21 protein-coding genes are annotated in these 25,080 nt (G+C 70.8%); 10 read left to right on the top strand and 11 right to left on the bottom strand.

The window, feature by feature from the left end; all coding sequences use genetic code 11:
* The first annotated feature begins 62 nt into the window (after positions 1-62).
* Positions 63-1,727 (top strand): fumarate hydratase, encoded by a 1,665-nt coding sequence (locus ACWD5D_RS27280; protein ID WP_451375389.1) that lies wholly within the window; start codon positions 63-65, stop codon positions 1,725-1,727.
* Positions 1,728-1,850: 123 nt separating this feature from the next.
* On the opposite strand, the gene ACWD5D_RS27275 is transcribed toward ACWD5D_RS27280, so the two are convergent.
* On the bottom strand, positions 1,851-3,374 hold the full coding sequence (locus ACWD5D_RS27275) for a ricin-type beta-trefoil lectin domain protein (protein WP_451375388.1): 1,524 nt from the start codon (positions 3,372-3,374) through the stop codon (positions 1,851-1,853).
* A gap of 199 nt (positions 3,375-3,573) precedes the next feature.
* Between ACWD5D_RS27275 and fomD the strand changes: the two genes are divergently transcribed.
* Positions 3,574-4,263, top strand: a complete 690-nt coding sequence (gene fomD, locus ACWD5D_RS27270; RefSeq protein ID WP_451375387.1) for a cytidylyl-2-hydroxypropylphosphonate hydrolase — start codon at positions 3,574-3,576, stop codon at positions 4,261-4,263.
* Between the two features lie 280 nt (positions 4,264-4,543).
* Complete coding sequence (locus ACWD5D_RS27265; protein ID WP_451375386.1) at positions 4,544-6,655, top strand: SpoIIE family protein phosphatase; 2,112 nt, start codon at positions 4,544-4,546, stop codon at positions 6,653-6,655.
* Between the two features lie 83 nt (positions 6,656-6,738).
* Here the strand turns inward: ACWD5D_RS27265 and ACWD5D_RS27260 are convergent, their stop codons facing one another.
* A complete protein-coding gene (locus ACWD5D_RS27260; RefSeq protein ID WP_451375385.1) occupies positions 6,739-9,045 on the bottom strand; it encodes a transglycosylase domain-containing protein in 2,307 nt (768 codons plus the stop codon).
* A gap of 266 nt (positions 9,046-9,311) precedes the next feature.
* On the opposite strand from ACWD5D_RS27260, the gene ACWD5D_RS27255 reads away from it, so the two are divergent.
* From ACWD5D_RS27255 to ACWD5D_RS27245, 3 genes are read left to right on the top strand one after another with little or no spacing between them, the layout of a single operon-like run.
* Positions 9,312-9,836, top strand: a complete 525-nt coding sequence (locus ACWD5D_RS27255; RefSeq protein ID WP_451375384.1) for a PadR family transcriptional regulator — start codon at positions 9,312-9,314, stop codon at positions 9,834-9,836.
* Positions 9,833-10,522, top strand: a complete 690-nt coding sequence (locus ACWD5D_RS27250; RefSeq protein WP_451375383.1) for an ABC transporter ATP-binding protein — start codon at positions 9,833-9,835, stop codon at positions 10,520-10,522. Before ACWD5D_RS27255 ends, ACWD5D_RS27250 begins: the two co-directional genes overlap by 4 nt.
* Positions 10,519-12,849: an ABC transporter permease gene (locus ACWD5D_RS27245; protein WP_451375382.1), complete on the top strand. Its 2,331-nt coding sequence runs from the start codon at positions 10,519-10,521 to the stop codon at positions 12,847-12,849. Before ACWD5D_RS27250 ends, ACWD5D_RS27245 begins: the two co-directional genes overlap by 4 nt.
* 109 nt (positions 12,850-12,958) lie before the next feature.
* Here the strand turns inward: ACWD5D_RS27245 and ACWD5D_RS27240 are convergent, their stop codons facing one another.
* Positions 12,959-13,966, bottom strand: a complete 1,008-nt coding sequence (locus tag ACWD5D_RS27240; protein ID WP_451375381.1) for a LysR substrate-binding domain-containing protein — start codon at positions 13,964-13,966, stop codon at positions 12,959-12,961.
* A gap of 133 nt (positions 13,967-14,099) precedes the next feature.
* On the opposite strand from ACWD5D_RS27240, the gene ACWD5D_RS27235 reads away from it, so the two are divergent.
* Both ACWD5D_RS27235 and ACWD5D_RS27230 read left to right on the top strand, forming a co-directional pair.
* Positions 14,100-14,654: a peroxiredoxin gene (locus tag ACWD5D_RS27235; protein ID WP_451375380.1), complete on the top strand. Its 555-nt coding sequence runs from the start codon at positions 14,100-14,102 to the stop codon at positions 14,652-14,654.
* Between the two features lie 3 nt (positions 14,655-14,657).
* The gene (locus ACWD5D_RS27230) at positions 14,658-15,191 is read left to right on the top strand and encodes an alkyl hydroperoxide reductase (protein WP_451375379.1); all 534 of its coding nucleotides are present in this window, start codon (positions 14,658-14,660) and stop codon (positions 15,189-15,191) included.
* 27 nt (positions 15,192-15,218) lie between these two features.
* Here the strand turns inward: ACWD5D_RS27230 and ACWD5D_RS27225 are convergent, their stop codons facing one another.
* The 5 genes from ACWD5D_RS27225 to ACWD5D_RS27205 all read right to left on the bottom strand — a co-directional run bounded on the left by ACWD5D_RS27225 (position 15,219) and on the right by ACWD5D_RS27205 (position 21,968).
* Entirely contained in the window at positions 15,219-16,610 is a 1,392-nt protein-coding gene (locus ACWD5D_RS27225) for an AI-2E family transporter (protein WP_451375378.1), read from the bottom strand.
* A gap of 139 nt (positions 16,611-16,749) precedes the next feature.
* Complete coding sequence (locus ACWD5D_RS27220; protein WP_451375377.1) at positions 16,750-17,469, bottom strand: aggregation-promoting factor C-terminal-like domain-containing protein; 720 nt, start codon at positions 17,467-17,469, stop codon at positions 16,750-16,752.
* A 389-nt stretch (positions 17,470-17,858) separates the two neighbouring features.
* A complete protein-coding gene (locus tag ACWD5D_RS27215; RefSeq protein WP_451375376.1) occupies positions 17,859-19,184 on the bottom strand; it encodes a PhoH family protein in 1,326 nt (441 codons plus the stop codon).
* Positions 19,185-19,592: 408 nt separating this feature from the next.
* On the bottom strand, positions 19,593-20,366 hold the full coding sequence (locus tag ACWD5D_RS27210) for an isoprenyl transferase (protein ID WP_451375375.1): 774 nt from the start codon (positions 20,364-20,366) through the stop codon (positions 19,593-19,595).
* Between the two features lie 816 nt (positions 20,367-21,182).
* Positions 21,183-21,968 (bottom strand): class I SAM-dependent methyltransferase, encoded by a 786-nt coding sequence (locus ACWD5D_RS27205; RefSeq protein WP_451375374.1) that lies wholly within the window; start codon positions 21,966-21,968, stop codon positions 21,183-21,185.
* Positions 21,969-22,020: 52 nt separating this feature from the next.
* On the opposite strand from ACWD5D_RS27205, the gene ACWD5D_RS27200 reads away from it, so the two are divergent.
* Complete coding sequence (locus ACWD5D_RS27200; RefSeq protein WP_451375373.1) at positions 22,021-22,533, top strand: DinB family protein; 513 nt, start codon at positions 22,021-22,023, stop codon at positions 22,531-22,533.
* An 8-nt stretch (positions 22,534-22,541) separates the two neighbouring features.
* On the opposite strand, the gene ACWD5D_RS27195 is transcribed toward ACWD5D_RS27200, so the two are convergent.
* Both ACWD5D_RS27195 and ACWD5D_RS27190 read right to left on the bottom strand, forming a co-directional pair.
* Entirely contained in the window at positions 22,542-22,997 is a 456-nt protein-coding gene (locus ACWD5D_RS27195) for a GNAT family N-acetyltransferase (RefSeq protein ID WP_451375372.1), read from the bottom strand.
* A 55-nt stretch (positions 22,998-23,052) separates the two neighbouring features.
* Complete coding sequence (locus ACWD5D_RS27190) at positions 23,053-23,925, bottom strand: LLM class flavin-dependent oxidoreductase (protein WP_451375371.1); 873 nt, start codon at positions 23,923-23,925, stop codon at positions 23,053-23,055.
* Positions 23,926-24,041: 116 nt separating this feature from the next.
* Here ACWD5D_RS27190 and ACWD5D_RS27185 point away from each other — a divergent pair, with 116 nt between their 5' ends.
* Positions 24,042-24,410 (top strand): DUF192 domain-containing protein, encoded by a 369-nt coding sequence (locus ACWD5D_RS27185; RefSeq protein WP_451375370.1) that lies wholly within the window; start codon positions 24,042-24,044, stop codon positions 24,408-24,410.
* 40 nt (positions 24,411-24,450) lie between these two features.
* Here the strand turns inward: ACWD5D_RS27185 and ACWD5D_RS27180 are convergent, their stop codons facing one another.
* Entirely contained in the window at positions 24,451-25,074 is a 624-nt protein-coding gene (locus ACWD5D_RS27180; protein ID WP_451375369.1) for an OmpA family protein, read from the bottom strand.
* Positions 25,075-25,080 lie beyond the last annotated feature (6 nt).

Here is a 25,080-nt window from a genome sequence, read left to right as displayed (position 1 = left end):
CTACGCTGGGGAGGCCCGCCGATGTCGACGGGCGCCGTCCGTAGAGTGAGGAATGGGCTGAGATGCCTGAGTTCGCGTACACCGATCTGCTTCCCCAGGGAGAGGACACCACCCCCTACCGGCTGGTGACCTCCGAGGGCGTGTCCACCGTCGAGGGCCCGGACGGACGCACGTTCCTCAAGGTGGAGCCGGAGGCGCTGCGCAAGCTGGCCGAGGAGGCCGTCCACGACATCCAGCACTACCTGCGCCCGGCCCACCTCGCCCAGCTGCGCCGCATCGTCGACGACCCCGAGGCGTCGAACAACGACAAGTTCGTCGCGCTCGACCTGCTGAAGAACGCCAACATCGCGGCGGCCGGCGTGCTGCCGATGTGCCAGGACACCGGCACGGCGATCGTCATGGGCAAGCGGGGCCAGAACGTGCTCACCGCGGGCGAGGACGAGAAGTCGCTCTCCAAGGGCATCTACGACGCCTACCAGAACCTGAACCTGCGCTACTCGCAGATGGCTCCGCTCACCATGTGGGAGGAGAAGAACACCGGCTCGAACCTGCCGGCGCAGATCGAGCTGTACGCCACGGACGGCGGCGCCTACAAGTTCCTGTTCATGGCGAAGGGCGGCGGCAGCGCCAACAAGTCCTTCCTGTACCAGGAGACGAAGGCCGTCCTGAACGAGGCCTCCATGATGAAGTTCCTGGAGGAGAAGATCCGTTCGCTGGGTACGGCCGCCTGCCCGCCGTACCACCTGGCGATCGTCGTCGGCGGTACGAGCGCCGAGTACGCGCTGAAGACCGCGAAGTACGCCTCCGCGCACTACCTGGACGAGATCCCGGCGGAGGGCTCGGAGCTGGGCCACGGCTTCCGGGACAAGGAGCTGGAGGAGAAGGTCTTCGAGCTGACCCAGAAGATCGGCATCGGCGCGCAGTTCGGCGGCAAGTACTTCTGCCACGACGTGCGCGTGGTGCGTCTGCCCCGGCACGGCGCGTCCTGCCCGGTCGCCATCGCCGTCTCCTGCTCCGCCGACCGCCAGGCCGTCGCGAAGATCACCGCCGAGGGTGTCTTCCTGGAGCAGCTGGAGACGGACCCGGCGCGGTTCCTGCCGGAGACCACGGACGAGCACCTGTCCGACGACGACGTGGTGAAGATCGACCTGAACCGGCCGATGGACGAGATCCTCGCCGAGCTCACCAAGTACCCGGTCAAGACCCGTCTGTCGCTGACCGGTCCGCTGGTCGTGGCCCGCGACATCGCGCACGCCAAGATCAAGGAGCGGCTCGACGCGGGCGAGGAGATGCCGCAGTACCTGAAGGACCACCCGGTGTACTACGCGGGTCCGGCCAAGACCCCGGAGGGCTACGCGTCCGGCTCCTTCGGCCCGACGACGGCCGGCCGCATGGACTCCTACGTGGAGCAGTTCCAGGCCGCGGGCGGCTCGAAGGTGATGCTGGCCAAGGGCAACCGCTCCCAGCAGGTCACCGACGCGTGCGACGCGCACGGCGGCTTCTACCTCGGCTCCATCGGCGGCCCGGCCGCGCGGCTCGCACAGGACTGCATCAAGAAGGTCGAGGTCGTCGAGTACGAGGAGCTCGGCATGGAGGCCGTCTGGAAGATCGAGGTCGAGGACTTCCCCGCCTTCGTCGTCGTCGACGACAAGGGCAACGACTTCTTCCAGAACCCGGCTCCTGAGCCGACGTTCACGCACATCCCGGTGCGCGGACCGGGCCTGTAGCGACGACGGGGACGGCCCCGGTCACCGCGCGTGCGGTGACCGGGGCCGTCGCCGTTCGGCCGTGCGGGCGGCCGGTCGCTCAGCGGGCGCTCAGCGGGCGCTCAGCGGGCGCTCAGCGGGCGCTCACGCGAACTTCTGGTTCGCGGAGCCGTCGCAGTTCTGGAGCCGGACCGGTTCCCTGGCGGCCGCGTGGGCCAGGCAGAGCGTGGAGGCCGCCGCGGGGCGGATCGTGGCGCCGGCGCGGACGAACTTCTGGTTCGCGCCGCCGTGGCAGTTCCAGACCTCCAGGGCGGTGCCCGCCTTGTAGGTGCTGCCGGGCACGTCGAGGCAGCGGTCCTGGGTGAGCCCGGTGATCAGGGTCTGCCGGGTGGAGTCGTACCACCAGGTCTGGTTACGGGTGCCCCCGCAGGTCCAGCCGAGCACGCTGGTGCCGTTGGCGCTGGCGGAGCTGTCGACGTCCAGGCAGTTGCCGGTGGCCGCGTTCTTCAGCGGGCGGTACACGTCGTCCCAGGCGAGCGGGAACAGGGTCGGCTTCCCGGAGGAGTTGACGTCCGCGCAGCTCGCCTCGCGCAGGCCCGAGTCGTAGAGCTGGGTCAGGCAGGACGCGAAGGCGGCGTGGCCGCGGGCGTTGGGGTGGAAGGACTGGCGCAACGAGTTCTCGTCCGGCGTACCGGGCTTGGTGACGTCGATGAAGGCGCCGCGGGCCCATGTGTCCTCCATGCAGACCTCGTGGCCCTGGAACAGCCGCGAGTTGTCCAGGTAGGTCACGCCGGTGTCCTGGGCGGCCTTCCGCATGCCGCGTTCGAAGGCGGGGACGGCGGTGTCACGGCCCCACTTGGTGTCGGAGTCGTAGCCCAGGCCGCCGCAGGCGAGCTTGCCGGGGAAGCTCGGGTTGTCGTGGAAGTCCGGGCCGATGGGGCTCGGGTAGCCCATCACGACGAGCTTGTAGTCGCCGTCCGCGTACCCGGCGTCGCGCATCACGGTGCGCAGGTCGCGCACGGTCTGCTCGACCTTGGGGACGAGGGCGTCGACGCGCGCCTGCCAGCCGCCCGCGTACTTGGGCTCGCAGGCGCCCTGGGAGAGCAGGTAGCGCTCGACGCAGTCGGTCATGACCGGGCCGAACTGCAGGTCGTCGTTGGCGCCCGCGACCAGCAGCACCATCTTGATGCGGGTGTTGCGGGCCTTGACCGCGAGGTTGTCGCTCTGGACCGGCTCGTCGGCGTACTGCTTGCTGCCGCCGATACGGATGTTGCCGGTGTAGGCGCCGGAACAGGCGACGTTGTACGTCTCGTCGGCCGGGATGCCGGTGCGGTGGATGGCCGAGTCGGGCGACCGGTGGCACCAGTTGTCGGGGCCGTTGGTGCCCGGCTCGTAGGTGCCGATGCCCTCGCCGGAGATCTCGCTGTCGCCGAGGGAGATCAGGGAGGTCTTGCGGTCGGCGAGGGGCCGCTCGGCCGAGTCGCCGTACAGGGCGGTGGCCTCCGCGGCCCGGATGCGTTCCAGGTCGGGCGACAGTGGCGTGGCGGTCAGGGCCCGCTGGGCGGCGGGAGCCGCGTGGGCGGCAGGGGCCGCCAGGCCGGCGAACACGGTCGCGGCCGCCGCGACTGCGACGGCCGTACCTCTGATCCTGGATCTGAAGCGGTGCATGACGCCTCCCCGAAGCAGGTGTTACCCCCGGTTTTACTGACGGGTAGTCGAATAGGGAAGGGGCAGACGTGAGAAGTGTTCAGCTTTTCGGGGGTGGCACAGTGACGCTCGTGAACCGCAGGCGAACGTTTCCGGCCACGCGCCCGCAACCGTGACCGCCATCGCAGCGTCGTATGTCCACGGCACCTAAAATCTGTCCATGACGGACGACGGAGCGGTGAATCGAGTGGAAGCAGGCCCTGCGACGTACTGGTCCCCCGGGAGTCAAATCCTGTGGCGGTACCGGGAGAACGCGGGCGAACACGTCCACATCGCACGGCCCGTCACCGTGGTCCGGGACGACGCCGAGCTGCTCGCGGTGTGGCTCGCGCCCGGCACCGAATGCGTGAAGCCCGTCCTGGCCGACGGCACCCCCGTGCACCTGGAGCCGCTGGAGTCCCGCTACACCAAGCCCCGCACGGTGCAGAGGGACCGCTGGTTCGGCACCGGCGTGCTCAAGCTGGCGCGGCCCGGCGAGCCCTGGTCGGTCTGGCTGTTCTGGGAGCCGGGCTGGCGGTTCAAGAACTGGTACGTCAACCTTGAGCAGCCGTTGGTCCGTTGGGGGCACGGCGTGGACTCGGAGGACCACTTCCTGGACATCTCCGTACATCCGGACCGCAGTTGGCACTGGCGCGACGAGGACGAGTTCGCGCAGGCCCAGCGGGACGGGCTGATGGACGCGGAGACCGCCGAGCAGGTCCGGGCGGCGGGCCGGGCCGCCGTGGAGGGGATCCACGCCTGGGGTTCGCCCTACGCGGACGGCTGGCAGCACTGGCGCCCGGATCCGTCCTGGGCGGTACCGTCACTCCCCGAGGACTGGGACCGTACGCCCGCGCACATGTCCTCATGAGACCCTTGATGCGCCCCCGGACCACAACCGTAGGATCGTCCTCCGCAAGGGCGCCGAGTTGCAACTCCCGGAGCATGCGCCGGGCTTGACCGAACGTCACCGAGGGGCGGCAGGACGTGAGCGAGGGGTACGAGGGCAACACCGCGGCGGACCCCGAGGGGTTCGGCACCGGCACAGGAACAACCTCTGACCACGCGGGAATTCCGTTCCTGGGGCACGTATTCCGGGTATCGGGATTTCGGCGGGACCATCTGCGCGCCCGGCGCGCAGCCCCGGACGGATGGATTCGACACGCGTGACGGAGCAGCCCACCTCCTTCGAACGCCCCCAGCCGGGCGTCGACCCCGCGGAGGGCCGCGGGGCGCTCCTGCGTACCCCGGATCCGCTCGGCCCCCCGGCCCTACCGGCACAGGCCCGTGCGGACGGCACTCCGTCCGGCCCGGGGACCACCACACCCTGTGGCAAGGGGAACAAGGGGAAGGAGCCCCCAGTCAACGGCCCCGAGCACTCCCAGCCGGCCGCCGCGGAGCCGGGCACGCACCGCCCGCGCCCGGCCGAGGCCATTCCGCCGCAGCCGGGCGCCGAGCAGGAACGGGCACCGGGCGGCGGCCAGGAGCGCCGTACCGGGCGGGGCCTGCCGCCCGGGCGGCCGATGCCGATGCGCCGGGACGGGGACCGGCTCAGATTCGTGGGCGCGGCGACCCGCCGGATCGCGCGCGGTCTCGATCTGGACGAGATCGTGATGGGGCTGTGCCGGGCCACGGTGCCGACGTTCTCGGACGCGATCCTGGTCTATCTGCGCGACCCGCTGCCGGTCGGCGACGAGCGGCCCACCGGCCCTGTGGTGCTGCGGCTGCGCCGCGCCGACCGGATACCCGACGAGCGGGGTGCCGAGGGCCTGTTGCCGTCGCCGTTCCCGGAGCCGGAGCCGGACCCCTCCGGACTGCCCGCGTTCTCCGGGCCGTCGGCGCTGACCGCCGAGCTGTGCGAGGTGCGGCCCGGCGGCGCGCTCAACGAGGTGCTGCGCGGGGTGCGGCCGGTGTTCGCCGACGCCCCCGGGGCCCGTGCCGCGCTGCCCGAACTGCTCGGCGAGAACGGCGAGGCGCTGGTACCGGACGGGCAGCACGCGATCCTCGCGCCGCTGCGCGGCCGGCGCCGGGTGATCGGCGCGGCACTGTTCCTGCGCCGCCCCGAGCGGCTCGCCTTCGAGGCGGACGACCTGCTGGTGGCGGCCCAGTTGGCCACGCACAGCGCGCTCGGCATCGACAAGGCGGTGCTGTACGGCCGCGAGGCGTACATCGCCGACGAGCTGCAGCGCACCATGCTGCCCGAGACGCTGCCCCGTCCGACGGGCGTGCGGCTGGCCTCGCGCTATCTGCCGGCCGCGGAGACCGCGCGGGTGGGCGGCGACTGGTACGACGCGATCCCGCTGCCGGGCAGCAGGGTGGCGCTGGTCGTCGGTGACGTCATGGGGCACTCCATGACCTCGGCGGCGATCATGGGCCAGCTGCGGACGACCGCGCAGACCCTGGCCGGTCTCGACCTGCCTCCGCAGGAGGTGCTGCACCACCTGGACGAGCAGGCTCAGCGGCTCGGCACCGACCGCATGGCGACCTGCCTGTACGCGGTCTACGACCCGGTCACGCACCGGATCACGATCGCCAACGCCGGTCATCCGCCGCCGGTCCTGCTGCATCTGGGCGGCCGGGCCGAGGTGCTGCGGGTGCCGCCGGGCGCGCCCATCGGGGTCGGCGGGGTCGACTTCGAGGCGGTCGAGCTGGACGCGCCCGCCGGGGCCACGCTGCTCCTCTACACCGACGGCCTGGTGGAGTCCCGGCTGCGGGACGTGTGGACCGGCATAGAGCAGTTGCGGGAGAAGCTGGCCGCGACCGCGCAGCTGACCGGCCCGGACCATCCGCCGCCGCTGGAGGCCCTCTGCGACGAGGTGCTGGACATGCTCGGGCCGGGCGACCGGGACGACGACATCGCGCTGCTCGCGGCCCGCTTCGACGGGATCGCGCCGAGCGATGTGGCGTACTGGACGCTGGAGCCGGAGGACTCGGCGCCCGGCCGGGCCCGCAGGCTGGCCCGGCACGCGCTGTCCCGCTGGGGTCTGGAGGACCTGTCGGACTCGGTGGAGCTGCTGGTCAGCGAGGTGGTCACGAACGCGGTGCGGTACGCCGAGCGGCCGGTGACGCTGCGGCTGCTGCGCACGGATGTGCTGCGCTGCGAGGTCGGCGACGACGTGCCCCAGCTGCCCCGGCTGCGGCAGGCCCGCGCCACCGACGAGGGCGGCCGGGGCCTGTACCTGGTCAACAAGATGGCCCGGCGCTGGGGCGCGACCCGGCTGAGCACCGGCAAGGTGGTCTGGTTCGAGCTGCACCGCAGCTGAGGTGACGGCCCGCCGCGTGGGCCCGCTCCGGTACGACGTGAAGGGCGCCCGGCGTGTGCCGGGCGCCCTTCACGTGTGCGGTGTCACTGACCGGTGGGTCTGAGCGGGTTCTCGGGTGTGACGTCCGTCCTCGGTACCTCGGTGGTCGGCGTCTGCGTCGGTGTCTGCGTGGGCGGGGTCTGGCTGGGCGGTGTCCGGGTCGGGGTCCCGCTCGGCGTCTCGGACGGGGTCTCGGACGGGGTCTCGGACGTCGGCGGTTCGCTGGTCGGCGTCTGCGAGGGCGTCTCGGTCGGCGACTGGCTCTGCGTCGGCGTGTCCGTCGGGGCGACGGCGGCACCCTGCTGGGTGTCCAGGTCGAAGCGGGCCGCGGAGGTCACGCCGAAGGTGTAGGCCGCCCAGATCTTCGCGGGCGGGCCACCGCCGTTGACGCGGCCGCCGCCCATCGCGCCCGAGAGCGAGACATGGGCGTACTTCTTGATCGGCGTGCCGTCGCAGTCGGTGCCGCCGGCCTTGGCCGCCTCGCCGAACAGGCCGACCGAGGTGACCAGGTCCGGGGTGTAACCCGTGAACCAGGCCGACCGGTTGCAGTCGGAGGTACCCGTCTTGCCGGCCACCTGCTGGCCGCTTCGCAGCGGGTTGTTCGCCACGGACGCACTGGCCGTGCCGTCGTCGACCACGCCGGTCAGCACGGAGGTCACGGTGTCGGCGGCCGTGCGGCTGATCACCTGGTCGCCGACCGGGTCGGGCATCTCGACGCTGCGGTCCTTCTGCTCGGCCGACTTCACGATGCCGGGGGTCACCTTGTCGCCGTGGTTGTCGAGGGTGGCGTAGATGCCGGCCATCTCCAGCGGGCTGGCCCCCATCGAGCCCAGGGTCTGCGCGGGCACCGCCTGCATGCCCGTGGTGTCCATGCCGAGCTGCTTGGCCGTCCCCATGACGTCGTCCATGCCCACGTCCACGCCCATCTGCGCGAAGACGGAGTTGACGGAGTTGTTCATCGCCTTCTGGACGGTGATCTTCCCGTAGTCGTGGTCGTCCTCGTTGGGCGGGGCGAAGCCGACCTTGCTGCCGTGGTCGACGACCGGACGGCCGCTGGTGCCGTCGTAGACGGTGTCGGCGTTGATGGGCTGCCCGTTCTGCGTGGTGGCCTGGTGCTCCAGCGCGGCGGCGAGGATGACCGGCTTGAACGTGGAGGCGGGCTGGTAGTCCCGGCGGGTGGCGTTGTTCGTGTAGTGGGCGAAGTAGTCCTTGCCGCCGTACAAGGCGACGATCTTGCCCGTCTTCGGGTCGACGGAGACGGCGCCGGCCTGGACGTCGGCGTCGGTCTTGCGCTTCTTCGGGTCCAGCCTGCTGGTCAGTTCGGCCTTGACGGCCTTCTCCAGCGCCGCCTGCTTCTCGCGGTCGATGTTCAGGGTGATGGTCCAGCCCTGGTCCTCGACCTTGGCCTCGGCCTCGGATCTGGACAGGCCCTCGTCCTTCATCAGCTGCTGTTCCAGCTGGGCGTTGGCGAGGGAGACCAGGTAGCCCTTCTGACCCTCCATGCCGGGGGCGCCCTTGGGCTCCTTGGGGTAGGGGAACTTCATGTCCCGGCGCTTGGCGGCGTCGAGCCAGCCCTCCTTGACCATGTTGTCCAGGACGTAGTTCCAGCGGGCCTTCACCAGGCGCTTGCCGACCGGGCCCGCGGCGGACCAGTCGTACTGGCTCGGCGCCTGGAGCAGCGCGGCCAGGTAGGCGCCCTGCTCGACGGAGAGATCCTTCGCGTCCACCTGGTAGTAGGCCTGGGCGGCGGCCTGGATGCCGTAGGCGCCGCGGCCGTAGTAGCTGGTGTTGATGTAGCCCGCGAGGATCTCGTCCTTGGACTTCTCCCGCTCCACCTTGAGCGAGATGACCAGCTCCTTCAGCTTGCGCGTGACGGTCTGGTCCTGGTTCAGGTAGTAGTTCTTGACGTACTGCTGGGTGATCGTCGAACCGCCCTGGGTGCCCTTGCCGGACAGCGTGTTGACCAGGCCGCGGGCCATTCCCTTGAAGTCGACGCCGGGGTCGCTGTAGAAGGACTTGTTCTCGGCGGCGACGAAGGTCAGCTGGACCTTGCGCGGCACCTTCGACAGGTCGACGATCTCCCGGTTCACGGTGCCGGCGCGGGCGAGGACCTTGCCGTCGCTGTACTTGTACACGTTGCTCTGGCGCTGGGCGGCCACGTTGCCGGCGGGGACGTTGACCGTCATGTACAGGACGATGAAGCCGCCGATGCAGAGCAGGCAGAAGCCGAAGAACGTGCCGAGGATCTTCTTCCAGGTGAAGAGCCGGCGTATTCGGCCCTTGGCAGGCCTCGCGGGCGCCGCGCGGTGGCCGCCGCGCTGGCGCGCTCGTCTCTCGTCCGCTCGTCCCATAGGTCCTGTGGCTCCGCTTCCGTCTCGGGGTCGGCTCCGAAAGCTAACACCCGGCACTGTGACAAAGGCCGTCCGATCCGCTCTTTTACGGACGTGAGAATGAGCACCCGCCCTAAGGGAACCGACGGATCCGGCGGGCTCAGGGTTGCCTGACGCGAGGATTCCGGTTGGCCGTGCACGAGGCGCACCCGACCCTGCCGGCTGTTGCGGAATCATGACAGTGGGATCTATACACACTGCGTATACACCGTGTGTAGAGTGCCGCCATGTCCATCGGTCACACCCTTCTAGGACTCCTGGAGTCCGGCCCCCGGCACGGCTACGACCTGAAGCGGGCCTTTGACGAGAAGTTCGGTCACGACCGGCCGCTGCACTACGGCCAGGTCTACTCGACGATGTCCCGGCTGCTGAAGAACGGGCTCGTGGAAGTCGACGGCATTGAGGCGGGCGACGGTCCGGAGCGCAAGCGGTACGCCGTCACCGACGCCGGCGTCACGGACGTCGACCACTGGCTCGCCACCCCGGAGAAGCCCGAGGAGTACCTCCAGTCGACCCTGTACACCAAGGTCGTCCTCGCGCTGCTGACCCACCGCGACGCGGCCGACGTCCTCGACACCCAGCGCTCATCGCACCTGCGCAGCATGCGGATCCTGACGGACCGCAAGCGCAAGGGCGACCTCGCGGACCAGCTGATCTGCGACCACGCCCTGTTCCACCTGGAGGCGGACGTGCGCTGGCTGGAGCTCACCGCGGCACGGCTCGACAAGCTGCGCACGGCGGTGACCGCATGACTCCCCCGCCCGGCTCCCTGCTCGCGGCCGAGGACCTGCGCAAGGCCTACGGCCCGACGCTCGCCCTCGACGGTGCCGCCTTCTCCATCCACCCGGGCGAGATCGTCGCCGTGATGGGCCCCTCCGGGTCCGGCAAGTCCACCCTGCTGCACTGCCTCGCCGGGATCGTGCGGCCCGACTCCGGCTCGATCACCTACGCCGGACGCGAGCTGGCCGGCATGAGCGACGCCGAGCGCAGCGCGCTGCGGCGCGGCGAGTTCGGCTTCGTCTTCCAGTTCGGCCAGCTCGTACCGGAACTGACCTGCGTGGAGAACGTGGCGCTGCCGCTGCGGCTGAACGGCGCCTCCCGCAAGGACGCCGAGCGGACGGCGCTGGGCTGGATGGAGCGCCTGGAGGTCGACGACCTGCGGCGCAAGCGGCCCGGCGAGGTCTCCGGCGGCCAGGGGCAGCGCGTCGCGGTGGCGCGGGCGCTGGCCACCGGGCCCCGGGTGCTGTTCGCCGACGAGCCGACCGGCGCGCTGGACTCCCTCAACGGTGAGCGCGTGATGGAGCTGCTGACCGACGCGGCCCGCTCGACCGACGCGGCCGTCGTCCTCGTCACGCACGAGGCCCGGGTGGCCGCCTACTCCGACCGCGAGATCGTCGTACGCGACGGGAAGTCCCGGGACATGGAGCACGCCGTATGAACCCGCGCCAGTGGGGCCGGGATCTGGCCATGGGGGCCCGGTTCGCCGTCACCGGCGGGCGCGAGGGCTGGGTCCGGACGACCCTGACGGCGGTCGGCGTCGGCCTCGGTGTGGCCCTGCTGCTGCTGACGACCGCGCTGCCGAACGTGCTGACGGCACGCCATCACCGCGAGCAGGCGCGCCAGGACCTCACCTTCGGCGTGACCGCGCCGCCCAGGGGCGAGAACACCGTGCTGGTCGGCCAGAGCGACACCATGTGGCGCGGCCGGGATGTCCGGGGCCGTCTCCTGCAGCCCGAGGGGCCGCGGGCGCCGCTGCCGCCCGGCGTGGACCACATGCCGGCGAAGGGAGAGATGGTGGTCTCGCCCGCGCTGAAGGAACTGCTCTCCTCGGACGGGGCGAAGCTGCTGCGGGAGCGCCTTCCGGCCCGGATCACCGGCACGATCGGCGAGGCCGGACTGGTCGGGTCGCACGAGCTGGCCTATTACGCGGGCACCGAGGGCATCGCGGTGTCCAAGAACAGCTCGCGTGTGGTGCGCCTTGCCGGATTCGGGGATCCGAACCCGACGACCGAGCGGACCGACCCGGTGCTCGTCCTGCTGACGCTGGTCGTGTTCGTGGTGCTGCTGATGCCGGTCGCCGTGTTCATCGCGGCGGCCGTACGGTTCGGCGGCGAGCGGCGCGACCGCCGGCTGGCCGCGCTGCGGCTGGTCGGCACCGACAGCGCGATGACCCGCCGGATCGCGGCCGGCGAGGCACTGGCCGGCGCACTGCTCGGGCTGCTCGTCGGAACGGTGTTCTTCCTCCTCGGGCGGGAGACGGCGGGCTCGGTCGAGGCCATGGGCGTGAGCTTCTTCCCGAGCGATCTGAACCCCTCCCCCGCGCTGGTCGCGCTGGTCGCCATGGCGGTGCCGGCCGCCGCCGTGCTGGTGACGCTGCTCGCGATGCGCGGGGTGGTCGTCGAACCGCTCGGCGTGGTGCGCACCGCCAGGCAGCCCCGCCGGCGCCTGTGGTGGCGGCTCCTGCTGCCCCTCATGGGACTCGCGATGCTCTACCCGATGCTCGGGAACGGCCGCTCCCACGGGAACTTCAACCAGTACCTCGTCGTCGGCGGCGTGATGCTCCTGCTGGTCGGCGTGACCGCGCTGCTGCCCTGGCTCGTGGAGGCGGTCGTCGCCCGGCTCGGCGCGGGTGCGGTCTCCTGGCAACTGGCCGTACGACGGCTCCAGATGAGCAGCGGTACGGCCGCCCGTACGGTCAACGGCATCGCGGTAGCGGTGGCCGGGGCGATCGCCCTCCAGATGCTGTTCGCGGGGGTGGAGAGCCAGTACACGAAGGACACCGGCAAGGACCCCGGCCGGGCGCAGATGGAGATCGACCTGCCCGACCGCTCCCACACCCCGACCGCGGGGCAGGAGTTCCACCGCACCAGGGGCGTACGGGCCTCGGTGGCGATCTCCACCGGCTCGCTCGGCAACCGGCGCATCGAACCCGACGCGCGGGCGAACGTCACCGTGGGCGACTGCGCCGCGCTGCGCGAGCTGGCCCACCTGCCCTCGTGCCGGGACGGCGACGCGTTCCTCGTGCCCGTCCAGGACGACTCCACCGTGCGCGCCTTCCTGCGGCCGGGCCGGCCCGGCTTCATCGACCCCAGCGACGAGGGCGCCGACCGCGGACGCGAGATCCCCTGGACGGTGCCGGCCGGTCTGCGGACGGTGACCCCCCGCAAGGACGCGCTGCAGCCCTGGATCCAGGGCCTCCTCGTCACCCCCTCCGCCCTGCCCTCCTCGGCCGGGCCGACGATGTACGACCAGGTCTTCGTCCGGCTCGACCCGTCGGTGCCGGACGCGGAGGAGTACGTCCGCAACACGGCCGCGCGGCTGGACCCTCTCGCCAACCCGTGGAAGTGGTCGGCGACCGAGCAGTCCAGCAGGTACGCCTCCCTGCGCACCGGCCTGTTCGTCGGCGCGACCTGTGTGCTGGCGCTGATCGGCGCGAGCCTGCTGGTCTCCCAGCTGGAGCAGTTGCGCGAGCGGCGCAAGCTGCTGTCGGCGCTGGTCGCCTTCGGCACCCGGCGCCGCACACTGGGCCTGTCGATGCTGTGGCAGACGGCCGTACCGATCGCGCTGGGCCTGCTGCTGGCGTCGGCGGTGGGCCTCACCCTCGGCGCGGTGCTGCTGCGGATGACGGCGACCCCGGTGGCCGTGGACTGGCCGAGCGTGCTGTCCATGACCGGCGTGGGCGCGGCCGTGGTCCTCGTGGTGAGCCTGCTCAGCCTGCCCCCGCTGCTGCGGCTGATGCGCCCGGACGGGCTGCGCACGGAGTAGGCGCCCTCCCGGGACACGGCGGTCGCGAAGGACGCGACGGACGCGCGCGCGGGGCCCCTCTCCGGCACCGGGGAGGGGCCCCGCGCCGGGTACGGTCACCGGCGCTGTGTCAGGCGCCCGCGTCGAGCACCCGTACCGGCAGCGGTTCCAGCGCCTCGCGCAGGGCGGCCGCCAGTTCGCGGTACTCGGCTCCGCGGGCGGCGCCGGTGCGCATGGCGAGGGCGATCCGGCGGCTCGGGGCGGGTTCGGCGAAGGAGCCGGTGAGGAGCTGGCTGCTGCGGGTGGTCTCGAGCTTCAGGGCGGTGCGCGGGAGCAGGGTGCAGCCGAGGCCGCCGGCCACGAGCTGGACGAGTGTGGAGAGTCCGGCGGCCGTGGTGGTGACCGGGGCGCTCCCGCGCCGCCCGCCCCCGCCGTCGGCCGAGGAGCTCCGCCCCGCCCCCTTGAACTCCCGCCCCGCCTCCCGGCAGATCTCCAGGGCCTGGTCGCGCAGACAGTGCCCCTCGTCCAGGAGCAGCAGGTTCAGTTCCTTCAGCGCCTCGCGAGGAATGCCCTCGCGCCCGCCGAGCCAGTGGTCCAGCGGGGTGACGAGCACGAAGTCCTCGTCGAACAGCGGGAGTTCGACGACTCCGGGCACAGCGAGCGGCACCGCCAGCAACAGCAGGTCGAGCCGGCCCGAACCCAGGCCCTCGACGAGGCTCGCGGTCTGCTCCTCGTGCACCTGGAGGTCGAGGTGCGGGTAGCGGTCGTGGACGAGGCGCAGCACGGTGGGCAGGAGGTAGGGCGCGACGGTCGGGATGACGCCGAGCCGCAGCGCCCCGGTGAACGGCGCCCGGACCGCCTCGGCCTCCTCCATGAGCGCCCCGACCTCGTCCAGCACCGCTCTGGCCCGTGCGGCCAGGCTCTCGCCCGCGGGCGAGAGCAGTACCTTGCGCGTCGTACGCTCGAGGAGGGTGACGCCGAGGGCCTCCTCCAGGGCCGAGACCGCGCCGGACAGCGCGGGCTGGCTCATGCCGATGGCGGCGGCCGCGTCCCGGAAGTGCAGGTGCTCGGCCACGGCCACGAAGGCCCGCAGCTGGGAGAGGCTCGGCTGCCTCCGGATTCCGCTACTGACTGTCACTGATAGCTACCTCCGATCAACGTGACCTAGTGTAGCTATTTCACTAATCAATGCACCCTGTGCCAGCATCAACAGCGTCCAACCCATGGGAAGCGCCCTCAAAAGGGGTGCTTCTTCGCTGCAAGGAGAGCACGTGCTCACTGTCGGTGACAAGTTCCCCGAGTTCGAACTGGCCGCCTGCGTCTCGCTGGAGAAGGGCAAGGAGTTCGAAACGATCAACCACAAGACCTACGAGGGCCAGTGGAAGATCATCTTTGCGTGGCCCAAGGACTTCACCTTCGTGTGCCCGACCGAGATCGCCGCCTTCGGCAAGCTGAACGACGAGTTCGCCGACCGTGACGCCCAGGTCCTCGGCTTCTCCGGTGACTCCGAGTTCGTCCACCACGCCTGGCGCAAGGACCACGACGACCTGCGTGACCTGCCCTTCCCGATGATGGCCGACTCCAAGCACGAGCTGATGCGCGACCTGGGCATCGAGGGCGAGGACGGCTTCGCCAAGCGCGCCGTCTTCATCGTCGACCAGAACAACGAGATCCAGTTCTCCATGGTGACCGCCGGCTCCGTCGGCCGTAACCCCAAGGAGGTCCTGCGGGTCCTGGACGCCCTGCAGACCGACGAGCTGTGCCCGTGCAACTGGAGCAAGGGCGACGAGACGCTGGACCCGGTCGCGCTGCTGGCCGGTGAGTGACCCATGTCGCTCGACTCGCTGAAGTCCCGCGTCCCGGACTACGCCAAGGACCTGAAGCTCAACCTGGGCTCGGTCATCGGCAACTCCGACCTGCCCGCGCAGCAGCTGTGGGGCACGGTGCTGGCAACCGCCATCGCCTCCCGTTCCCCGATCGTGCTGCGTGAGCTGGAGCCGGAGGCGAAGGCGAACCTCACGCCGGAGGCGTACACGGCGGCGAAGTCCGCGGCTGCCGTCATGGCGATGAACAACGTCTTCTACCGCACCCGGCACCTGCTGTCCGACCACGAGTACGGCACGCTGCGCGCGGGTCTGCGGATGAACGTCATCGGCAACCCGGGTGTCGAGAAGGTCGACTTCGAGATGTGGTCGTTCGCGGTCTCCGCGATCAACGGCTGCGGCCTGTGCCTGGACTCCCACGAGCAGGTGCTGCGCAAGGCCGGCGTCGAGCGCGACGTGATCCAGGAGGCGTTCAAGATCGCCTCCGTGGTTCAGGCCGTCGGCGTCACGCTGGAGGCAGAGGCCATCCTCGCCGAGTAGTCCGGCCGTGTCGTACGAGAACCCCGCTCACCCTCCGTGGGCGGGGTTCTCGGCGTTCACGGGGACCTCATCGAGGCTCGCGCCCCCGGACCCCGCGCCGGCCGGAACGGTCTCGTCCTCCGGCTCCCGCGCCGGTGGCGTCGCGACCGGGGCCGACTGCTGCCCGCCCGCACCGAGGAGTTGCTGCTCCAGCGAGTACTGCCGCAGATAGCCCACCACCGTGTTCGTCACCGCCACCAGCGGCACCGCCACGACCGCACCGCCGACGCCGGCGACCATGGCGCCGGCGGCGACCGTGAGGACCACCGCGAGCGGATGGACGCGCACGGCACGGCCGAGGATGAACGGCTGCAGGACGTGCCCCTCGATCTGCTGGACCAGGAGGACCACCACGAGGGTCATCACGGCCGTGAACACGCCCTGGGTCACCAGCGCCACGATCACCGCGAGCGCCCCGGAGGCGACCGCGCCGACGAGCGGGATGAACGAGAACAGGAAGATGAACACGGCCAGCGGGACCGCCATCGGCACATCCAGCGCGTAGATGCCGATGCCGATGCATATGGCGTCGATCAGGGCGACCAGCACCGTGCCGCGGACGTACGCCGTCAGCGTGCTCCAGGCACGCGGTCCGGCCCCGGCCACACCCGGTCGGGCGGCGGCCGGCACGAGCTTCAGGAACCACTGCCAGATGCGCTCGCCGTCGTAGAGCAGGAACAGCGTCGAGAAGAACACCAGCAGGATGCCGGTCAGGGCCTCGACGACGACCTGAACTCCCTCCAGGCCCGCGGACGTTATCTGGTCGGTGTTGGCACCGATGGCCTCGCGCAGATTCTTCGCTATCTGGTTGATCTGCTTGTCGGTGACGTGGAAGGGGCTCTTCAGCAGCCAGTTGCGCAGGTCGTCGATGCCGCTCTGGATCTGGTTGGAGAGGGTGTCGATGTTCTCCATCACCTGCCAGGTCACGAACCAGCCCATCAGCCCGATGACCACGAAACCGGAGATCGCGGTGAGCGCGGTGGCCGGACCGCGCGGCACGCCGTGGCGGCGCAGCCGGGCGACGGTCGGCTGGAGCAGCGCGGTGATCAGCAGGGCGATGACGAAGGCGAACACCACCAGTTGGACGGCGCTGATGACCCGCATCAGGACCCACACGGTGCCGGCGAGCACCAGCACGCGCCAGCCGGCCTCGGCGGCGACGCGCACACCCCAGGGAACGGCCTGCGCGGGGTCGGGGCGGGGACCGGCCGGCACGGGCAGCGGTGCGAGCGGGGCGGCGGGCGCGCCGGGCAGGTCGGCGGTGACCGGCTCCGGAGGGCTGTGCTCCTTCTCTACCTCGGCGCGCCGCTCGTCCAGGCGCGCGCTCACTTCGGTCAGCCCGGCGCCGATCCGACCGAGCCACCCTGGCAGTCGCGACATGATCCGTCCTCTTCCCCCGCGTCCCCGGGTGTTCGCCACCACTGGCCCCGGGAGTCGTTCGCGTACGACCGTACAGCGCGAAAGCCCCTCCCCCTAGGACGGGGAGGGGCTGCGCGAGGTTGAGTCGGACCGACCCGGATCAATACCAGTGGTTGGCCTGCCAGAACGACCACGCCTCACATGGACTGCCGTACCGGCTGTCCATGTAGTTGAGGCCCCACTTGATCTGGGTGGCCGGGTTCGTCTGCCAGTCGGCGCCGACGGACGACATCTTGGAGCCGGGCAGGGCCTGGAAGAGGCCGTAGGCGCCGGAGGAGGCGTTCACGGCGCGGTAGTTCCAGCTGGACTCGTGGTCCACGATGTTGCTGAAGCACTGGAACTGGCCGGAGGCCACCATCTGACGCGCCATCGCCTGGATCTGCGCGACCGAGTAGCTGCTCTGCGTGGGGAAGCTGGAGGAGGACCGGACGGTGTCGCGGCTCGCCGCGGCCTTCGCCTCGGCGCGCTCCTTCGCCGCCTTGGCGGCGGCCTCCTCGGCGGCGGCCTTCTTGGCGACCGCGGTCTCGGCGGCAGCCTTGCGGGCCGCTGCCTCGGCGTCCTTCTTGGCGGTCGCGTCCGCGGCGATGGCCTGGGCGTCGGCCTGCTGCGTCAGGGACGCGGTCTGGACCTGGGCCTGCTGACCCGCGGGTATGTCCGCGAGGAGCGTGGTGTCGGCTGCCGTCGCCTCGGCGTCGTTGTTGTTCTGCGCGACGCTGCCCGAGGCAACGCCGACGACGCTTCCGACGGCGGTGACCGCGGTGGCCGAGACCACTGCGAATCCCCGGACCGAAATCCGGCTCACACGGTTTCCTTCCAGCATCGCCCGCTTCGGTGACCCTGGCGGACGCAATCGTGCCCCCTGACACTGGCCTCCCAACTGCGGGGTCACGGGAGGCACGGGCCCGGTGGGCAACTCCCCGGAAGGGAGCGCCACGTGGTGCGCGGGCGGCATACGACGTCAGCTATGGAGTTGGCCGTGGTGTTTCTGATACCGCTGGGGGTACAGGTGTGTCGTATGCGGGGCCTGACAGGAGTGAGACTCTGCCGCAACCGGACGCCGCGTGGCAATTCTGTGTTGCGTGTGAAAGCTCACATCCTGTTTGCCCCTGGGGATTTCAGGAAAGTTCCACATGCCGAGGCGCCGCCCGGATAGGCTCTTGGCCTTTGCCGGACGGCGCCAAAAAGCGCCGCATCAGGGGCGGATGCCCATCAGATGTGGCCGTCCTCCAGCATTTCGGTCACAAGCGCCGCAATCTGGGACCTCTCGGAGCGCGTCAGGGTGACGTGCGCGAAGAGCGGGTGCCCCTTCAGCTTCTCCACGACGGCGACCACACCGTCATAGCGGCCCACTCGCAGATTGTCCCGTTGTGCCACGTCATGCGTGAGAACCACCCGCGAATTGGCGCCGATTCGAGACAGAACGGTCAGCAGGACATTCCGTTCCAGTGACTGCGCCTCGTCCACGATCACGAACGCGTCGTGCAGCGAGCGACCGCGGATGTGGGTGAGCGGCAGCACCTCCAGCATCCCGCGCGCGGTGACCTCCTCGATGACCTCGCGGCTGGTGACCGCCGACAGCGTGTCGAAGACGGCCTGGGCCCAGGGACTCATCTTCTCGGACTCGCTGCCCGGCAGATAGCCCAGTTCCTGCCCGCCCACCGCGTACAGCGGCCGGAAGACCATCACCTTCTGGTGCTGACGGCGCTCCAGAACCGCCTCCAGGCCCGCGCACAGCGCGAGTGCCGACTTGCCGGTGCCGGCCCTGCCGCCCATCGAGACGATCCCGACGTCCGGGTCGAGCAGCAGGTCCAGCGCGACGCGCTGCTCGGCGCTGCGGCCCTTGATGCCGAACGCCTCCCGGTCGCCGCGCACCAGGCGGACGTTGCCGTCCGCGGTGACGCGGCCGAGCGCCTTGCCGCGCTCGGACTGGATGGTCAGTCCCGTGTGCACCGGGAGGTCGGAGGCCTCCGGCACATACACGTGCCCGACCTCGAACAGGATGTCCACCTGTTCGCCGGGGAGCGTCAGTTCGGACATTCCGGTCCAGCCGGAGTTGTCCGTGATGGCGAGTTCGGCGCGGTACTCCTCGGCCAGCAGGCCGACGGAGGAGGCCTTGATTCTGAGCGGAAGATCCTTCGAGACGACGGTGACGTCGTACCCCTCGGCCTGCAGATTACGGGCCACCGCGAGGATGCGGGAGTCGTTGTCCCCCAGGCGGTAGCCGGTGGGCAGCACGCTGGGGTCCGAGTGGTTGAGCTCGACACGGACGGTTCCGCCCAGTTCCCCGATCGGGATGGGGGCGTCGAGGCGACCGTGCTTCACCCGGTAGTCGTCCAGCAGGCGCAGGGCCTGGCGGGCGAAGTAGCCGAGTTCAGGGTGGTGCCGCTTGGCCTCCAGTTCCGTGACCACGACGATCGGAAGCACGACCTCGTGCTCGTCGAAGCGGGTCAGGGCTTTCGGGTCGGCCAGCAGGACGCTGGTGTCGAGAACATAGGTGCGCCGGTCTGGCTTGTGGCGCTTTGTGCTGGTCACCACGGAAGGACGTACCCCCTCGGATGAGGTCGGGGAGCGACGAAGTGGAAGCCGGGCCGGGAGGGTCGAGGCATTGCGGCCGGTCCCTGGCCCCCGCGTCGGGCGGGCCGGACACCGGCCCTCCGCGGCTGCTTCCGTGCAGTGGCCGCACGGTCGGGCTGGTGCAAAGGGCCTCCCGGGCGGACGGCCACGTGCCGCCCGCTGAGATCCGATGCCCGTGGTTCGGGCATCGACCTGCTTGGCTTATGCCCTCGAACATGCACTGCCATGCAAAAGCGGCCATCGGCGCCCCGGTGAACTCCTTGTTACATCCGCCCCAAGAGGGGTATATGGAACGCCCCGCCTCAGAGGTGAGCGGCGGGGCGTTCGGGGCGGGTTCCACAGCGGGCGGGCGCGGGGCTCCCGTGCAGTTCAGCCTCCGTAGCGGCGGTGGCGCGCCGCATAGTCACGCAGGGCGCGCAGGAAGTCGACCTTGCGGAAGGCCGGCCAGAAGACCTCGCAGAAGTAGTACTCGGAGTGGGCCGTCTGCCAGAGCATGAAACCGGACAGCCGCTGCTCGCCGCTGGTGCGGATGACGAGGTCCGGGTCCGGCTGGTCACCGGTGTAGAGGTGACGGCCGATCATGTCGACGTCGACGGAGTCGGCGAGGTCCTCCATCGAGACGCCCCTGTCCCGGGCGTCGAGGAGCATGGAGCGCACGGCATCGGCGATCTCCTGCCGACCGCCGTAACCGATGGCCACGTTGACCAGTATCCCGTCGACGTGGGCGGTGGACTCCTCGGCCTCCTTGAGGGTGCGCTGCATCCCGGACGGCAGCAGGTCGCGGGTGCCGACGTGGTGCACCCGCCAGCGGCCGTCGGCGGCGAGGGTGCGGACGACGTCCTCGATGATGCCGAGGAGCGGGACCAGCTCCTCCTGCGGGCGGTCGAAGTTGTCCGTGGACAGCAGCCACAGGGTGACGCCCTCGACCTCGGTCTCGGTGCACCAGCCGAGGAATTCCTCGATCTTTTCGGCACCGGCCCGGTGGCCGTGCACCGTGGTGGAGCCGGCGGCCTTCGCCCAGCGGCGGTTGCCGTCCATGATGACGCCGATGTGCTTGGGCACCTGAGCGTGGTCGAGGTGGCCTTCCACCCGGCGTGCGTAGAGCCTGACGAGCAGGCCGCGCAGCTTGTCGCGCAGGTTCACGGGACCCTCCGGGGGTTGAGCGGCGGTTGAAGCGTACCCCTGCCGGGGGCTCGGCCGGGGTAGGGGTACGGGGCGCGGTTCGGGTGTTCACGCGGGCGCTGTGGGGGCCCGGCGGGGGCCGGCCGTACCCACGCGGCGGAGGCCGTGTGCCGAACGCGGTCCCACGCCCCTCGGAGCGGGGGCGGTGCCCCTCCAGGTGGGGACGGCCGGCGGGTGCCTCGCGGTTCCGCATGATGCACGCTTCTGGGCCGCATGAAAAAACGGGCCGGTCCGTGGGGGGGAGACGGACCGGCCCGAGGGGGGGTTTCCACCATAACCCTTCGTAAGGGATGGTGCGTGCATCGGCGCGGCACAACTACTCAGCGGAGTCGCCCGGCGACGTCCCGGTGCACGCGGAACGCTGCGTTCAGGGGCGTTTCATGGCTTGTTCACAGCGGATTCCCGGGAAATCCGGGCGGAACGAGAGGGATCGAGAGAGTTTGGGCCGTCCTGGTGACCGTTCGGCGAGTTGTCCTCGGGTCCCTCCGGCGGGCGACCCGGTCAGCGAACGACGACTTGACCGTTCCGCTACGGGATTCACGGAGATCACAGCACCGCGCAGCCCCCTCCACTGCGCGATGCCACCCGCGCAGCTTTGCTGGCGCGAATCACCTTGGTCTGAACCTACGTGACGAGTGAGGCGGAAGTGAACCGCAGAGGATAACGATATGGAAACCCCAGGTGAACTGTGAGTGAACAGATGGTCGATTCGCCCATGTTCACCCCATTCGTCGGAGGCCATGCCTCCGCACCGTGACGGAGTCGGCCTCCGAGTCGCTAGGAGGCCGGCTTTCGGACATCGAAGAGATGCCGGGTGCTGTGCGCCACGAACGGACCTTCCTTCTCGATCCGCTCGTGCAGGTCGCGCAATCGGGGCTCGTACGCCTCGACCGTGAAGCCGGGGACCATCCAGATCACCTTGCGCAGGAAGTGGACGACGGCGGCGATGTCGTGGAACTCGATCCGCAGCCGCTCCGCCCGCAGGTCCACGACCTCCAGTCCGGCGGCCTCCGCCCCGGCGCGCTCGCGGTCGGGGTGCCGGGCATTGCGCACGGCGTCGGACTGGGCGCCGACGAACCGCTCGACCAGCTCGAAGACACTGCTCGGCCCGACGTGCTGCGCGAAGTACGTGCCGCCCGGCCGCAGCACCCGTGCGACCTCCGCCCAGTGCGGGCTCACCGGGTGCCGGCTGAGCACCAGGTCGAAGGCCTCGTCGGCGAAGGGCAGCGGCGCGTCGTCCGGGGCCGCGACGACCACGACTCCGCGCCGCCGGAGCAGCGCGGTGGCCTTGGCCACATTCGGCGGCCAGCCCTCGGTGGCGGCGAGCAGCTGCGGGCGGGCCGGGGCGGCCGTGGCCAGTGCGAAGTCGAACACCTCACCGCCCCCGGTCTGGATGTCGAGCGCGGCCTCGGCGCGGGCCAGCCGCTCCCCCGCCGACCGGGCGTACCCCCACGAGGGCCGCTCCTCGGTGGCCCGCCCCTCGAACCACGAGAAATCCCACCCCTCGGTGGGCACGGCGGCCCCCTCGGCCACCAGGTCCTCGAACGTGCGCTCACCAGTCATACGTGTCATCGTCCCAGGACGTTGTCGGCGGTACCTGCTAATTTCCGCGCCCATGACGAACGCGGAGACCGGCCGCACCGCCGGCGAGAAGGACACCCTGCACGCGAGCCTGAACCGGCACCGGGACGCCGTGCTGTGGAAGCTGAACGGACTGGACGACGAGCAACTGCGCCGGCCGCTGACCCCCACCGGGACGAGCCTGCTCGGCCTGGTGAAGCACCTCGCCTCGGTCGAGTACGGCTGGTTCGTGGAGACCTTCGGCCGCGAACCGGAACCGCTGTGGTTCGACCCGTACGAGGGAGAGGACATGTCCGTCACCGTCGACGAGACGACCGAGCAGATCATCGCCTTCTACGGCCGTGCCCGCGCGGCGGCGGACCGTACGATCACCGAGCTGCCCCTGGACGCGACCGGCCGCCCCGCGTGGCAGGACAGCCAGGTGTCCCTGCGCTGGACGCTGGTCCACATGCTCACGGAGACCGCGCGGCACGCCGGCCACATGGACATCGTGCGCGAACTGATCGACGGCGCGACCGGCGACCCGCCGCCCACGGTCGCCGGCTGAGGGCCCTCCTAGGCGAGCCTCAGCAGCACGTGCCCGTCCTCGTCCAGGCTGACGCGCTCGAAGCCGTGTCTCTCCAGCAGGGCGACGGACGCGGTGTTCCCGGAGTGCGGGTCGGCGTACAGGGGCCGGACGGCATCCAGTTCCAGGAAGAGGCCCAGGGCCCGGGTGCCGACGCCCCAGCCCCAGTACGCACGCCCCAGCCAGTACCCGACGAACCGCCGCCCGCCCTCCGCCGTCCACGACCCGACGTTCCCGGCCACCTCCCCGCCCACGATGACCGTCTGTGACAGACAGTCGGGGTCGGGGAGCACCCGCTCGCGCCAGTGCGTGAGGAAGGCGTCCTTCGGCCGGGGGGTGAACTTCGACCGGCGGACGGCTTCCTCGTCCTGTTCGTAGGCGTGGAGGACGAGAAGGTCGTCCTCCACCACGTTCCGCAGACTCACATCACTGTGTGCTTCGGTCATACGGGGAGTGTGGCACCCGCCACTGACAACGCCCCGACGCACGGATCATGACGTGCTACGCCACCAGCGGCCGGACCTCCTCGGCGGCGAAGCGCACGAAGCCCTCCACGTCGGGCTCGTCCGCCGTCGGCTGGAGGACGACCGTGTCGGCGCCCGCGTCGGCCATCCGCTGCACCGCCTTCGCCACGGCGTCCGCGTCCCCCGCGACACCGAGGTCAGGCACCGACTCCAGCCCCTCGGCAGCGAGTTCGGCACGCAGCCGGGCGGCCGCGTCGGGTCCCGTGGCGGCCAGCAGATAGACGACGACCCGGTGCGGTTCGCTCCGCCCCGCCTCCGCCCGCGCCTCCTCGATGATCCGGCGGGCCCGCCGCACGCCGTCCGGCGAGGTGGCGGCGGTCAGCAGGGTGCCGTCGGCGCGGGCGCCGGAGAGGGCGAGGGTACGAGGTCCGGTGGCGCCCGCGAGGACGGGCAGCGGGCCGGCCGGGGGCCAGTCCAGGCCGACGTCGTCGAGGGTGACGTACCGGCCGCGCACACTGAGCCGTTCCCCGCGCAGCAGGGCGCGCAGCGCGTCGAGATGCTCACCGAGGAGGGTCAGCGGCGAGGCGGCCCGCGCGCCGACCTGTCCCATCCAGTTCTGGACGCCGTGCCCGACGGTCAGGACGGCCCGGCCGGGGAACATCCGCTCCAGGGAAGCGGCCTCCATCGCGGTGACGGCAACGTTCCTGAGCGGCACGGGCAGCAGCCCGATCCCGACCCGCACCCGCTCGGTCCAGGCGAGCGCGGCGGCGGCCGCCGACACCCCGCCCTCCAGGAAACAGTCCTCCCACAGCCACAACTCCTCCAGCCCCACCGCGTCCGCGAGTCGGGCGACGGCACGGAGCCGCTCGGGAGGAAGCTGAGGACGGAATACGACACCGAGTCCAGTCATGAGGCCTTCCTAGTGCGCCGGGACGGGTGGGACAACACGTTTACGTGGGTACGGGTACGGACACCGCGGAGACCGAAGCGGGAGCCGGGAACGGGATCGGGTGGGGTGAGGTGGGGATGGCTCGGTGGCGGGACGGGTGCGGAACGCTGGTGGTCAACGCCGGCGAAGGGGCGGAGGCCGTCACCGTCCCCCTGGAGATCGCGGCGTCGTATCGCGCGCGTACCAAAGGGCTGCTGGGCCGTGACGGGATCGACGGCGCCATGCTCCTCTCCCCCGCGAACAGCGTGCACACCTTCCGTATGCGCATCCCCATCGACGTCGCCTACCTCGACCGCGGCCTCACCGTGATCGCCGTCCGCACGATGAGGCCGGGCCGCCTGAGCCTGCCCCGGATCCGCGCCCGTCATGTGCTGGAGGCGGATGCCGGTGCGATGGCGGGGTGGGGCCTGGTCCCGGGGGCGCGGGTCGTGGTCGAACGGCAGTAGGGGCTGGGCCGGCGGCTTCACCGGCGCCCTTGCCGGTGGCTCACTGCCCGGTGCGCGGGAAGGTGACCTCGACCCGGCGGTTCTTCTTCCGGCCTGCTTCCGTGGAGTTGTCGGCGATCGGGTACTGCTCGCCGTAGCCGCGTACCTCGAAGGTGATGCCCGGGTTGTTCAGGTCCTGGTCGAGGACGGCCTGTACGGCGTTGGCGCGCTGCTTGGAGAGGACGTCTCCGTGGGCCGAGGTGCCGAGGTTGTCCGTGAAGCCGAAGACGCGGATCTGGGTCGCGTGCTGTTTCCCGATCTCCTCGGCGATCGTCGCGATACGGGCCTTTGCCGCTCCGCTGAGCTTGGCGCTGTCCTTGCTGAAGAGGACTTCGGCCTGCAGGGCGAACGTGACGTCGGCGTTCGTGTCCTCCCTGCGCTCGTCCCCGCTCTGGTCCTCCACGACCGACTTGATGTCCAGTACCTTCGGCGCGGCGAGCGTGGCACCTTCGGGGAGCTTCAGGTCCGGGTCGGTGGGGTCGATCTTCACGGGGGCGGCGGCGGAGGGTTCGGTGCCAGGGGGATCGCTGGGGTCGGTGTCGTCGGCGTGGGCCGGGATGAGGTGGGTGGTTGCGAGGAGGGCGGCGGTGGCCACGGTGAGGGTGAGGCGGGATCTGGTGGTCACGTCGGC

Source organism: Streptomyces sp. NPDC002520, from assembly GCF_053595235.1.
This window is presented reverse-complemented; position numbering and strand designations above follow the sequence as displayed.

Coding starts and splice junctions, on each gene's coding strand:
- ACWD5D_RS27195 (WP_451375372.1), bottom strand. CDS start 22,997: ATGACCGAAGCACACAGTGATGTGAGTCTGCGGAACGTGGTGGAGGAC.
- ACWD5D_RS27225 (WP_451375378.1), bottom strand. CDS start 16,610: ATGTCGCGACTGCCAGGGTGGCTCGGTCGGATCGGCGCCGGGCTGACC.
- ACWD5D_RS27275 (WP_451375388.1), bottom strand. CDS start 3,374: ATGCACCGCTTCAGATCCAGGATCAGAGGTACGGCCGTCGCAGTCGCG.
- ACWD5D_RS27280 (WP_451375389.1), top strand. CDS start 63: ATGCCTGAGTTCGCGTACACCGATCTGCTTCCCCAGGGAGAGGACACC.
- ACWD5D_RS27220 (WP_451375377.1), bottom strand. CDS start 17,469: ATGCTGGAAGGAAACCGTGTGAGCCGGATTTCGGTCCGGGGATTCGCA.
- ACWD5D_RS27260 (WP_451375385.1), bottom strand. CDS start 9,045: ATGGGACGAGCGGACGAGAGACGAGCGCGCCAGCGCGGCGGCCACCGC.
- ACWD5D_RS27250 (WP_451375383.1), top strand. CDS start 9,833: ATGACTCCCCCGCCCGGCTCCCTGCTCGCGGCCGAGGACCTGCGCAAG.
- ACWD5D_RS27265 (WP_451375386.1), top strand. CDS start 4,544: ATGGATTCGACACGCGTGACGGAGCAGCCCACCTCCTTCGAACGCCCC.
- ACWD5D_RS27185 (WP_451375370.1), top strand. CDS start 24,042: ATGGCTCGGTGGCGGGACGGGTGCGGAACGCTGGTGGTCAACGCCGGC.
- fomD (WP_451375387.1), top strand. CDS start 3,574: ATGACGGACGACGGAGCGGTGAATCGAGTGGAAGCAGGCCCTGCGACG.
- ACWD5D_RS27205 (WP_451375374.1), bottom strand. CDS start 21,968: ATGACTGGTGAGCGCACGTTCGAGGACCTGGTGGCCGAGGGGGCCGCC.
- ACWD5D_RS27245 (WP_451375382.1), top strand. CDS start 10,519: ATGAACCCGCGCCAGTGGGGCCGGGATCTGGCCATGGGGGCCCGGTTC.
- ACWD5D_RS27230 (WP_451375379.1), top strand. CDS start 14,658: ATGTCGCTCGACTCGCTGAAGTCCCGCGTCCCGGACTACGCCAAGGAC.
- ACWD5D_RS27190 (WP_451375371.1), bottom strand. CDS start 23,925: ATGACTGGACTCGGTGTCGTATTCCGTCCTCAGCTTCCTCCCGAGCGG.
- ACWD5D_RS27255 (WP_451375384.1), top strand. CDS start 9,312: ATGTCCATCGGTCACACCCTTCTAGGACTCCTGGAGTCCGGCCCCCGG.
- ACWD5D_RS27200 (WP_451375373.1), top strand. CDS start 22,021: ATGACGAACGCGGAGACCGGCCGCACCGCCGGCGAGAAGGACACCCTG.